This window comes from Atopobium sp. oral taxon 416 (assembly GCF_018128285.1).
Lineage (GTDB): Bacteria > Actinomycetota > Coriobacteriia > Coriobacteriales > Atopobiaceae > Olsenella_L.
This window is the reverse complement of sequence record NZ_CP072380.1, coordinates 1,648,620-1,660,678: the sequence shown is the minus strand read 5'-3', so window position 1 is coordinate 1,660,678 and position 12,059 is coordinate 1,648,620. Positions and strand designations below refer to the sequence as shown.

General features: G+C 54.4%; 11 protein-coding genes and 1 pseudogene. 4 read left to right on the top strand and 8 right to left on the bottom strand.

Translation table 11 applies throughout. The features are described from left to right. The 3 genes from J4859_RS08735 to J4859_RS08725 all read left to right on the top strand — a co-directional run bounded on the left by J4859_RS08735 (nt 1) and on the right by J4859_RS08725 (nt 3,065). A complete protein-coding gene (locus J4859_RS08735) occupies nt 1-777 on the top strand; it encodes a MerR family transcriptional regulator (protein ID WP_212329104.1) in 777 nt (258 codons plus the stop codon). Between the two features lie 20 nt (nt 778-797). Beyond that, the gene (locus J4859_RS08730; RefSeq protein WP_212329102.1) at nt 798-1,334 is read left to right on the top strand and encodes an adenine phosphoribosyltransferase; all 537 of its coding nucleotides are present in this window, start codon (nt 798-800) and stop codon (nt 1,332-1,334) included. Nucleotides 1,335-1,427: 93 nt separating this feature from the next. Further along, nucleotides 1,428-3,065: a ClC family H(+)/Cl(-) exchange transporter gene (locus J4859_RS08725; RefSeq protein WP_212329100.1), complete on the top strand. Its 1,638-nt coding sequence runs from the start codon at nt 1,428-1,430 to the stop codon at nt 3,063-3,065. Nucleotides 3,066-3,185: 120 nt separating this feature from the next. On the opposite strand, the gene J4859_RS08720 is transcribed toward J4859_RS08725, so the two are convergent. The 8 genes and pseudogenes from J4859_RS08720 to J4859_RS16930 all read right to left on the bottom strand — a co-directional run bounded on the left by J4859_RS08720 (nt 3,186) and on the right by J4859_RS16930 (nt 8,626). After that, nucleotides 3,186-4,139: an NAD(P)/FAD-dependent oxidoreductase gene (locus J4859_RS08720; RefSeq protein ID WP_212329098.1), complete on the bottom strand. Its 954-nt coding sequence runs from the start codon at nt 4,137-4,139 to the stop codon at nt 3,186-3,188. A gap of 220 nt (nt 4,140-4,359) precedes the next feature. Continuing rightward, a pseudogene (locus J4859_RS16240) lies at nt 4,360-5,051 on the bottom strand (transposase). Between the two features lie 239 nt (nt 5,052-5,290). Further along, nucleotides 5,291-5,554, bottom strand: a complete 264-nt coding sequence (locus J4859_RS08705; RefSeq protein ID WP_212329092.1) for a transposase family protein — start codon at nt 5,552-5,554, stop codon at nt 5,291-5,293. Nucleotides 5,555-5,777: 223 nt separating this feature from the next. Beyond that, nucleotides 5,778-7,091 (bottom strand): NCS2 family permease, encoded by a 1,314-nt coding sequence (locus J4859_RS08700; RefSeq protein WP_212329090.1) that lies wholly within the window; start codon nt 7,089-7,091, stop codon nt 5,778-5,780. 101 nt (nt 7,092-7,192) lie between these two features. After that, the gene (gene dut / locus J4859_RS08695) at nt 7,193-7,642 is read right to left on the bottom strand and encodes a dUTP diphosphatase (RefSeq protein ID WP_212329088.1); all 450 of its coding nucleotides are present in this window, start codon (nt 7,640-7,642) and stop codon (nt 7,193-7,195) included. Beyond that, the gene (gene nrdR, locus J4859_RS08690) at nt 7,639-8,085 is read right to left on the bottom strand and encodes a transcriptional regulator NrdR (RefSeq protein WP_212329086.1); all 447 of its coding nucleotides are present in this window, start codon (nt 8,083-8,085) and stop codon (nt 7,639-7,641) included. Before nrdR ends, dut begins: the two co-directional genes overlap by 4 nt. 116 nt (nt 8,086-8,201) lie before the next feature. Further along, nucleotides 8,202-8,417: a transposase gene (locus J4859_RS08685; RefSeq protein WP_256436870.1), complete on the bottom strand. Its 216-nt coding sequence runs from the start codon at nt 8,415-8,417 to the stop codon at nt 8,202-8,204. 77 nt (nt 8,418-8,494) lie between these two features. Further along, a complete protein-coding gene (locus tag J4859_RS16930; RefSeq protein ID WP_256436696.1) occupies nt 8,495-8,626 on the bottom strand; it encodes a hypothetical protein in 132 nt (43 codons plus the stop codon). 1,766 nt (nt 8,627-10,392) lie between these two features. On the opposite strand from J4859_RS16930, the gene lexA reads away from it, so the two are divergent. Next, nucleotides 10,393-11,061 carry a transcriptional repressor LexA gene (gene lexA, locus J4859_RS08680; RefSeq protein WP_212329082.1) on the top strand — a complete coding sequence of 223 codons (669 nt, stop codon included), beginning with the start codon at nt 10,393-10,395 and terminating at the stop codon, nt 11,059-11,061. Nucleotides 11,062-12,059 lie beyond the last annotated feature (998 nt).

Here is a 12,059-nt window from a genome sequence, read left to right as displayed (position 1 = left end):
ATGACCGATGCAGGATATCTTACTATCGGCAAGGTAGTGAAACGCCTACAAAATCGGTACCCCGATCTCTCGGTCTCAAAGGTACGTTACCTTGAGGACGAAGGACTCCTGAATCCTGCCCGTACACCGGGCGGATACCGTCTCTACTCACCGCGGGATGTCAAGCGGCTTGAGACGATCCTCTATCTACAGAAGACGCGCTTTTTACCCTTGAGTGTGATAAAAGAGGAGCTGGAGCGGCAGGACAGAGGGGAGAGCGTGAGCCCCGAGCGAAGCTTTGCGGAGCCGGGAGCCACGCAGGTTGCGATCCCCCAAGATGATCAGGAGACAATTAATAAATTACACCCGATCGATAAGATGCCGGAGTTAACGGGCGCCCCTGTAAGTTTTGTGAGGCAGCTCGCTGACGCCGGTATTATTGTTTTGAAAAAATCCCCCCATGGCCGTGACCTGGTAGACGGGAAAGATTTTAAAATAATCAGATGTGCGTCACGCCTGCGTCACTATGGCATCGGCCCGCGCAATCTGCGTATGTACGCGTTTGCCGCCAACCGTGAGGAAGGCATGTTCGAGCAGTCTTTAGGCACGCTCTACGCGAAGAAGGGCAACGAGCCTTCCGCCTCACAGCAGCGGGAGTTTGCTGATGCTGTTAATGAGATGTTGGCGCTCACAGATACGATTCGTGATACGTTGATAAGACGTATGCTTCAAGCTGCGTTTAAGGATATGGATGTGGACGATGCCGGAAAACCCATGTCTCATGAGAGCAAGTCCTAACCAAGAAGAAAGGATCCACTGTGTCCAAGATCGATTATGAGAAGCTGATCGTAAGCATCCCCGACTACCCGGAGCGAGGAGTCATCTTCAAGGACATCACGCCGCTCTTTGCTGATGCGCAGGGTATGTCTGCCGCCATTGATGATATGACTGACCACTTTATCAGCAAGGGTATCACCAAGGTCGTCGGCGCTGAGGCACGTGGCTTCTTGGTCGGAGCTCCGGTCGCATATCGCCTGGGCGCAGGCTTTGTGCCGGCTCGTAAGCCAGGCAAGCTTCCGCGTGAGGTCTACTCTCAGACCTATGCACTCGAGTACGGCACCGATGAGCTGCAGATCCACAAGGACGCGCTCAACAAGGACGACCGCGTCCTGATCGTCGATGACCTAGTGGCAACCGGCGGCACCGCAGTAGCAACCTCTGAGCTCGTCAAGCAATCCGGCGCACGCGTCGAGGGCTTCTCCTTCATGCTCGAGCTTACGTATCTCCATCCACGTGAGACTATCGCGAAGGCCTGCGGCAACAAAGAGGTCTACACCTTGGTCAAGGTAGACTAGACCTGATCGACAGCATTAAATCCTGACGCCTAGAGGCGTATGCTCTATAGAGATCCAAAAAACATCCAACTCGATACAAGATATTGAAGTGGTATGAGCATGAAGCAGCAGCCCTTAACTGAGCGATTTTCTCGCAGCGCACAGGCAAAGCTCGTTTTTGAAGGCGCCCTGGTCGGTCTGACCGGGGGAGCCGCGGTTGTCCTGTACCGTCGGGTGCTCTCGTGGGCGGAAGGCGCCATGCGTGCGATTACGTCGTGGGCACAGAGCAACCTCTTCTTCATCGTCCTCTGGTTTGTCGTGTTGGCTGCCTTGGTCTTCATCGTCGGTAAGCTCATGCTCTACGAGCCCTATACCCAAGGCTCCGGCATTCCACAGACCGACGCCGAAGCGATCGGACGCCTCGATATGCCCTGGTATAAGGTCATGTGGACCAAGTTCGTGGAGGGGACCCTGTGCTGCTTCGGCGGCCTTTCCTTGGGGCGTGAGGGTCCCTCGGTTATGCTCGGCGGTATGTCCGGTAAAGCGGTCTCAAAGCTCTTCCACAAGGATCGGGACATCGAAAGTCTCTTTGTGACCTGCGGCGCCGCCGCAGGTATGGCCGCAGCCTTTCATGCGCCGCTTACCGGTGTGCTCTTCGCGGTCGAGGAGATCCATAAGGTCTTTTCAGCTTCTCTCGTTATGACCGCCATGTCATCTGCCGTGGTGTCAGACTTTTTAGTTTCACAGGTCTTGGGTATGCGGCCAACCCTCAACTTCCAGCTGATCGTGAACAATCTGCCGCACACCCCAAACTATGTTCTCGTTATTCTCATGGGCATTTACTGTGGCTTCTTGGGAGCCCTGCACAACAAGGGGATGTTCGGGTGCCAGAAACTCTACGGTAAGATCCACAGCTATGTGCCGTATACCAGAATCGCGATCCCATTCGCACTGGCCGGTATTATCGCGTTTACTGCGCCGGACCTCATGTGCGGCGGCGATGCAATCATCGAGCGCCTCCAGAATCCTTATGCCTTGTCAATCGGTACAATTATTTTCCTGCTGGTGGGGAAGTACCTCTTTACGACGATTTCCTTTGCCTCAGGCGCCCCGGGCGGCACGCTGTTCCCACTTGTTGTTATGGGTTCGCTCTCAGGAGCCCTGTTCTGTCGCATTTTAGGCTTCTTCGGGGTCTCTGAGATGTATATGATGAACTTCATCTACCTGGGTATCGCAGGCCTGTTTGCGGGTGTGGTGCGGGCTCCGGTTACCGCAATTGTCCTCGTCTTTGAGCTGACCGGCAGCTTGGATACGCTCTTGTCCGTCAGCATCGTCTCCATGTTGGCCTTCGTGACTGCCAACCTGCTCGATGTGGATCCGTTCTACGAGCACCTCTTAAAGAACCTTTTGGGAACCTTGCCAGGAGATGCAGAGCTGAAGAAGCTGCACGGCGTGTCAATGCGTACCTACAACGTGACACTGAACAGCCTAGCCGCCGGTAAGGCTATCAGAGATATTCCATGGCCGAACAACACGCACGTGATTTTGGTTGAGCGCGCCGGTGCCAAGATCGCTCCACAGGGCGGCACGGTTCTGGAACCGACGGACACGATCACCGTGTTGATTAACCGTTCCAATCTGGCAAGCGCCGAACAGGAGCTCACTGATCTCTGTCGGCCGCAAGCCTTTGTTACAACTGATGCTGTATCACCTGACTCAGGCTCTGAGAGCCCCTCTGACAAGTCTAAATAGGTAAGCAGAAGGAGAGGGCTCAGTATCGCTCATAACGTCTTACTTTACATAACATATATTATCGTACATCTATAAAAACGGCGGGGGAGACCGGTTAATTCAGTCCCTCCCACAACTATTTCATGATGCGATGTGCTGTCCCAAGTATGCGGCCGCTGATGTTGCGGCGATGGCGCCGTCTGCGGTTGCAGTTACAATCTGACGCAGCATCTTCTGACGGATGTCTCCGGCGACAAACAGTCCCGGTGTCTTCGTGCTCATCGCCTCATCACTCTTCACATAGCCGTGGTCATCCACATCGACCATATCCTTGATCAGGTTGGTCGCTGGTACTCTACCGACAAAGACGAAGACGCCGAATCCACCTTCCTCATAACTCTCACTATAGGTCTCCTGTGTATCGTTGTGCTTGAGCGTGATCTCAGTCGCCAACTGGTTACCCTCGAGTTTAACGACGCTCGTGAGGTATCTGATCTCAACCTTGTCGTTCTCCTCAAGCTGACGCTGTACGGAGGCCTGAGCGCGCATATGGTCCTTTCTGATGACTATGATGACCTTAGAGGCGAACTTAGTTAGGAACAGGGCTTCCTCAGCCGCTGAGTTGCCGCCACCGACCACATAGACCGGCTTGTTGCGGTAAAACATCGCGTCACAGGTTGCGCAGTAGGATACACCATGGCCTGCGAACTGATCCTCACCCTCAAAACCTGCTTTCCGGGGCGTGGCTCCCCCAGCTACAATCAAAATTTTTGAGACATAGGTTTTCTCAGCCGTTTTCGTGGTAAAAAGGTTTGTCTCAGGATCCCTGGTAATGGAAACGGCCTGTTCAGAGACGATTTTTGCCCCTAAGTCCTCCGCCTGTTTGCGCATGGAATCTGCAAGCGTATAGCCATTGGCGTGTGGGATGCCCGGATAGTTATCGACCGTGTCAGTCAAAACGATCTGTCCGCCAACAGCCTCCTGCTCCAGGATTACATTTGACAACAGTGCGCGCTGCGCATAGATCCCTGCGGTTAAGCCTGCCGGGCCTGCACCGATGATTACCGTGTCGAGTACTTTCTGCGTATCTGCCATTATCTCTTCTCCCCTGCTGATAAGTTCTATTAGTAAAACTTTTTCCCAGTAAACCGGTATTATTTTCAGACGACAGACAATTATTTTGTCTCCATAAAGTGTCGATATGGAATTCCCCTCAAGAGAGGCGCCTTCTCTCCTACAGTACACGTAAGAAAAAAGGGTATTTACCTGCGCAAATGATCTCTTTATAGGTACCAAAAAAGGCTCTTCGACGTTTCTAGTGGGTAGCGCATGCCAGCTTCTTCTGGGCCGTGAAGTCCAGACGGCCTAGCCTGAGGAAGATCATTGTCCTGAAGTAGGCGATGCTTCTGAAGCCCCTGGCGATGCTGCGGACCGACTGGACGACGGAGTTGAGCCCTTCCAGGAAGGAGTTGATAGATCCCCTCTTCCACCAGTTCAGGACCCCCTCCCGCTCCTTCCTGAGGGTCTTCGCCACACTCTTCATCTCGGCCACGGCAGAGTGCGCCATCCACGAGCAGAGGCGCTCTGGGGCCCTGGCCGCCGATTGTCTGTCTGCGCATGAGTAGACGTCCTGCAGCGCCTCTCCCATCTGGCAGGCGCGTGCCTCCGCTGGCGCTTTGTGAGCGACTCCTTCTTCTTCAGCCACAGGTACTTCGTCCCTGCGAGCTGCCGGCGCTTCGAGGCGGACTCGCGCCGCTCTTGGCACCTCACAGGGTCGATCGCCCTCATCAGGAGCTGCACCACATGGAACCTGTCCACGCTCTGTGTGGCCTGGGGCATCTCTGCAGCTACGCCAAGCGAGTATGCCTCGGCCATGTCGCGCGTGACCTCCTGGATCTTCGCCCGGTCCCCTCCGTGCTCCTCGAGCCCGGCGCAGAGCCTGCCTAAGGCGCCCTTGTCTCTGCCCTGCGTGACGGCCACGGCGCGCTGGCCGTCGAGGTTGGCCATGATGCTGATGTAGCTCTGGTTGCGCCTTTTGGCGGTGTCGTCTATGCCCACGCGCACGACATCCGAGTAGTCGGCGGCATCCCTCGCCTCGTCGACGGCCTTGCCCAGCAGCCGCCATATGCGCGTGGGCTGTCTCGTGCAGCTGCTGCGCGACCGGCGTCACGCTCATGCCAAAGAGCGCCATCACTTATCACCTGCGCCTCGAAGAGCGCTGTGAAGTGCGTCTTCGGGCGCACCTTTCAGGGCATCCTTGTGGCATGCACGCCGTCCTTGGGGCAGTCGGCCCTGGGCACGGCGCAGTGCACGATGGTCTCGTACTGCCAGATGTCGAGATGCCACAAGGTCCTCTCGCGCGTGTCGTAGGTGCTGCACATCCTATGGCAGACAGGGCATTCCACTGCCTGGCCCTTCCTGTGCGCGACCCTCACATGGAGCTCGCTCTGCGCTTCCTCGCGCTTCTTAAACCAGACGTCGGAGACCTCCCATTCGTCGCTGAGTCCCATCGACCTCTCGAAGAGCCTTGCTAGCATCCCTGCCTGAATATCCATATCGCACCTCCAGAACACAGCCTCCTGTTGGGGAAAATACTGCCGTTTAAAGGCCACGCCCTCAAGGGGATGCAGATATGCTACCTACCATAAGTAGCGAAGAGCCCAAAAAAAGCGGCTTCCCGATATAACCAGGAAGCTGCTTTGCTCACGATCGATGGAATCAGTTGCCACACCATTAGACGATCAAGAAGTAGATCAGGAAGGCAATGGCGGAGATCCACATCAGGGGCTTGATGTCCTTGGCCTTGCCAGCGATCAGGGAAACAATCACATAGGTGATGAAGCCAAAGCCAATACCATTGGAGATGGAGTAGGTCATTGGGATGCCGGCAATGATCATGAATGCCGGGAATGCCTCGGTGATGTCGGTCCAGTTGATGTCGACAACATCGTTCATCATCAGGTAGCCAACCATAACCAGTGCGCCGCAGGTTGCCGCAGAACTTACAACGCTGATCAGCGGTGCAAAGAAAGCCGCGATGATAAAGAGGATGCCGGTGAAGACAGAAGTCAGACCGGAACGGCCACCGTCAGCGGCGCCGGAGGAAGACTCAACGAACGTCGTGATGGAGGAAGCACCGATGAAACCACCCACAGCTGCTGCTGCAGAGTCGACGATCAGGATCTCCTTGATGTTCTCAACGGAGCCATCCTTATTCAGAAAGTCGCCCTGCTTAGCAACGGCCATTGCAGTACCCATCGTGTCAAAGAAGTCGGACATCATGAGCGAGAACGCGAAGACCAGAAGCACTGGTGTGGTGAGGACCTTTACGATGCCTGCGATGCCGTTTGCATCAGTCTGGAACGGTGCACCGAAGCTGGAGAAGTCAAGCGGAGAGACAACACCGGTTGGGGCCTGGGTGACACCCAAAGGAATACCGGCGATAACGGCAATCAGGATACCGAGGAGCAGAGAACCAGGGACCTCAGCCACATAGAGGATCAGCGTTGCGACAATGGAGATGACGCCTACGACGAAGGTTGGGCTCATGACCTGACCGAGCGCCACCATCGTGGAGTCATTGGCGACGATGATGCCACCGTCTTTGAGGCCGATCATTGCGATGAAGAGACCTAAGCCGACAGAGATAGCGTGACGAAGCGGAATCGGAATTGCATCCATGATCGCCTCTCTGAGACCACACAGGACGAGCAGCAGAATTGCGACGCCCTCGACGAAGACGACAGCCATTGAGGCGTGCCAGTCACCGTCAGTCATAGCGGTCAGGGTGAACGCAACCACTGCGTTGATGCCCATGCCGGAAGCACAAGCGACCGGGCGGTTCGCAAAGAGGCCCATGAGGATGGTCATGATGCCTGCACCGATGCACGTAGCAGTTACTGCCGCGTTAACTGGAACGCCTGCAATCACCATCAGTCCTGGGTTGACGACGATAATATAGGCCATTGCAAGGAATGTCGTAAGACCTGCGCGTGCTTCTTGAGCAACTGAAGAGTCGCGCTCTTTGAGTTTAAAAAACTCTTCCATCGAAAAAATCCCCTCCCTTTCTTCTAATAGACAACAAGGCCTAACTATACTCAACGGCTATATGATCGATCATTACCATATAGCCGTTGAGATAACGAATATTAATTTGTACCTGAGGATCCGAAGCCACCTTCGCCGCGGTCGGTTTCATCGAGTTCCTGCACCTCGATAAGGTCAACAGCGGCAACGCGCTGGATTACGAGCTGCGCAATGCGCTCGCCTTTAGTAATTTCAATATCATTGTTGGGATCAAGATTGATCGCACAGATCTTGAGCTCGCCGCGGTAGTGTGAATCCACGAGGCCGGGAGTGTTCACCATGGATAGCCCGGTTCTTAAGGAAAGGCCGCTTCTTGGTTGTACAAAGCCCGCATAGCCCTCCGGGACCGCAACCGCTAATCCTGTCGAGATAAGGCAGCGTTCAAAGGGGCGCAGCGTGACATCCTCCGCAGAGTGGAGGTCAAGCCCGGCATCTCCCTCATAGGCATACTGTGGAAGCGATACAGACCTATCGAGGCGAACGATCGGCAGTTTTATGTGCTCTTGGTTCATTGAGAAAGACTCCTCAATTCTTCGCTGAATTCATCGATATCTTTAAAGTCTCGGTACACTGAAGCGAACCGCACATAGGCTACTTTATCAAGCTTCAGAAGCCGCTTTAAGACCATTTCGCCGATTTCCTTGGAGGGAACCTCAGATACTCCTTTGTCGCGCAATTCCGACACGATATCATCAATCAACACATCAAGTTTTTCCACGGGGATATTGCGTTTCACGGTTGCGCGAATTAAACCCCGTCGCAGTTTCGTCCGGTCGAAGGTCTCTTTAGTACCATCCTTTTTTGCAACCATCAGCGGTGTTTCTTCAAGACGCTCATAGGTTGTATAGCGATAGTGGCAACGAACGCATTCACGCCGACGCCTAATCGCATCATTTTCCGAAGGTCGAGAATCGATAACTTTAGAGTCCTCGCATCCGCACCTTGGACAGCGCATAGTGCCTCCCTGTGCTCTTACAGCTCATTAAACATATCACATGGAGGCCACATGGAGGCGTTTTGGCGCGCTATCCAAGAAAAATTAACGCTGCCTTAAAAATATGTTCATACACTTTACTTATTTGTGACCGGAATCACCAATTTCTGGCCGATATGGAGTTGTGTGAATCGAGCACCTCCCTCTTCTTGAGCCATATGTATTTCGTCTGCGCAAGCTGTCTTGTGCTTCTTGGCGGACTCGCGCTTCTCTGCGCACCTCACGTTCAGGAGCTGCACCACATGGAAGCTGTCCACAATCTGTGCGGCCTGGGGCATCTCGGAGACTCCCAGCGAGTATGCCTTAAAGCCATGTCGCGCGTGACTTTCTGGACCTTCTCCCTGTCCCCTGCGTGCTCCTTAAGCTCGTCTCAGAGCCTGCCTAAGGCCCCCTTGTCCCTGCCCTGCGTGACGGCCACGGCGCGCTGGTGGTCGAGGTTGGCCATGATGCTGATGTAGCTTTGGTTGCGCCTTTTGGCGGTGTCGTCTATGCTCACGCGCACGATGCCGGAGTAGTCGGCGGCATCCCTTGCCTGCGATACCGCCTTGCTCAGCAGGCACCATATGCGCGTGGGCTGTCTCGTGCACCAGATACGCTATTGCCGCCACGCTCATGCCAAAGAGCGCCATCACTTATCAGCTGCGCCTCGAGAAGTGCGTCTTCGGCCGCACCTCCCAGGACATCCTGCAAGCATGCACGCCGTCTTTGGGGCAGTCGGCCCTTAGCAGCGCGCAGTGCACGATCGTATCGTATTGCCAGATGCTAAGATGCCACAAGGTCCTCTCGCACGTGTCACAGGTGCCGCACTTCCTATGGCATACAGGGGCTCACCACCACCTGGCCCTCCCAGTACGCGACCCCCACATGCAGGATACCCTGTGCTTATCTGCGCTCCTTAAACCAGACATCGAAGAGCTCCCATTCGTCCCTAAGCCCCATGGGGCCTCTTAAAGAGCCTTGCCAGCATACCTGCCTTAAGCATCCATATCGCGCCTTAGGACCGAAGCCTTCCGCCGGCAAAATCCTTCCGTCCGGGCGCCACGTGTTCAAGGGGATACAGGAGTGCTACCCACCATAAGTAGCGAAGAGCCCTAAATTTGCTGTGAGACCTCGGGAGACTCTTGAGTAGGTTGCACTCCTAGCTGACCATGCCTTAGGGATCGTCGCTGTTCAGCAGCATGCCTTAGCGCCGTGCACTTTACTCCTAAGGAAACGATGATTAATGCCCATGCCGGCTGCGAAAGGCCACGTGGCTGATCCTCTTTGGCACATTATTGGGAATTAATCATCGCTTCCCTAAGGCCCAGGGTGTCGTACACGAGCACGGACCCTTTTGTGCTATGACCTCAGAGGGTATCCTATGTCCTTTTCCAGCTCGTCTTGTTGCACCCCTCCTTCTGTGACCCTGTGCACGTCTGCGGTAGCACCTATGCAGATCTTTGTTTTTGGAGAACCGACACGCTCGGCAGAATCGAGCGGACAGTGAGGTCTCGTCGAGCCACACCTTATGTGAGAGCATGGTGCCCTCTACTACAAAGGAGTCTGGTGTCACAGGTGCATGCCGCCTTGCTCTTACTGCTTAAGGATCTTCAGCAAAACCATCGCCCCTTCTAAGACAGGCAGTTGCCTTGAATAGAAGACAGTGCCCGACTGCAGGGGTAAAGATTCTGCCGCAGGCAAGACAGAGCTATCTTTGGACGCCGTCGCGGTTGCACCCGTCACACCTGAAGCGCACAGATCTGCACCATAGGCAAACCTTTGGCGGATACGTAGCGAAGTCCCGGGACAGAAAAGGACGGTACTCGGCAGGTGCTAAGCTGCGCGTATCCCCTGCTAGCCTCAAGGTGGCAGCCATAAAGCTGTCGGCATATGTCATGTGGTAGTTCACTATCGCCTCGGTAGGTCGTGTCGGCGGGAAACTACCACAACGTAAGGAACGCAACGCCTCGCCGGGAGAAGATCTTTCAGATGTGTTTAGCTGTCAGCTATACCTCAATGGGATGCCCTACAGTGGGCCTGTCGAGCACAGCTATGCAGATTGGGCTTGCTAGGGATAATTCATACTCGCCACATCTCATCATGTGTTCACCTTCCCTTGTGTTTCGCGATAATCGTTATATCAAAGTGTTGTCACACGAAAAGTCGATTCGAACAAATGTTTGTATTTAGTATGGACGAGCATATGTTTGTGTCAACTCAAATAGAACATTTGTTTGCAATGAGCCATATTTTCCCGTATGATATGGAAAAAGTAGGCGAGGAGCAGCTATGAGAGACAAGCTAAGCAAACGTCAGCAGCAAATATACGATTTCATTTGCTCCTACACCCAGAACCATGGCTACCCGCCCTCAGTCAGAGAGATCGGGAAAGCGGTTGGGCTTGCTTCCCCGTCCACCGTCCACATGTACTTGACTGTGTTGCAGGACCGCGGCTACATCAAACGTGAGTCCAAGAAGCCTCGCGCAATCGAGGTTGTCCCCGATGAATCCGAACAGAAATCAGCTGCGCAACAGGAAAGCCAGCCCCTGGCACAGGTGGTCGAGGATCCCGATCGCAACATGATGAGCCTGCCGGTCGTGGGACGCGTCGCCGCAGGTCGGCCAATCCTCGCAGAGCAGAATGTCGAAGAGCACATGACACTGCCGACAAGTATCGTCGGGGATTCCAGTTCCTTTATCTTGAAGGTTCACGGTGAGTCGATGATCAACGTCGGGATCTTTGATGGGGACTACATTGTCGTTAAGGAAGAGCAGGAGGCTCACAACGGGGAGATCGTCGTTGCTCTGATCGATGACAGTGCTACGGTCAAAACCTTCTACTGTGAGAAGGAACGGATCCGTTTGCAGCCAGAAAACGACACCATGGAGCCTGTCTATGCTGACAATCCCCGCATTCTGGGCAAAGTTACCGCGCTGATCCGCTCATTCAATAATTAGTCCGTATGAACACAAAAACTAAGAGACAGAACCGTCTCAGCCTGTTCAATACCTTGCGGGGTGTCTCTGTGATATCGATGATGTGCTTCCGCGACACCTATGACCTGAGATACATCTTCGGGTTGTTGCTCCCCTGGTTCCCCCCCTCATCGATATTTGGCATGTGAGCATCTTCTGGGCGTTCCTCTTTATCGCCGGTGTGATGTGCGCCTGTTCACGCAATAACTCTCACCGGTCTCTGCACTACCTGCTTGTAGCCTTTTTCTAACAGAACTGCTGTCTAGAGGAGAAGTTGCCCTGCGTGCGGTTGCAGCTACAGCTCGCTTACGGGAGCTGTCTTTAAGCACACCTGCTATGAGCTAGCGAGATGGGTCTTCTTCATCCACCTCATGCGCTACAGCATGCCTTTGGGCTCATAGCCGAGGAAGTCATCACCCACCAGACAACCTGGGAGTAAAGGCAGAGGGTTTTCTAGGCAGTCGATGGCTACCAAGACAGAATCATCCTCAGCAAGCGCGCCTGCCTCAATGAGACCTAACATCGCTGACACCGATCTTCCCCACACCTTCAGACAGGCGAGCAAGCGCAGCTTGTCGGCGCAGCTCCTCTGCATCGCTTTAGCGATAGATGCCCACAAAAACCCGGTCACTGTAGCATGTAGCCATGGCAAGCCATCCACGAAAAGAACTAAAGGATGCCCTTAGAACCCTCAGAAGGGTGCCACGATCCTCTACGGCAAGGCGCGCGCTCACAGTGGCTTCTTAAGCCCTACAGGGCTGATGCGGTAGAGCGTATCTGCCTCGAGAACATGGGCTTTCCTGAACAATCTTTTGCTTGTGGCTCAAATGCTACCTCTGGTACCTCACCGACATATCCAAGGTCAACATGCAAAAGCTACCTTAACTGGTAGGTCTAGCTCTTTTGGGTCAACCAAGCCCGTGATAGGTGGCCTGGAACTGCAGGAGTGGTTCGCCATACGATGGTGGCCGATACAAGCC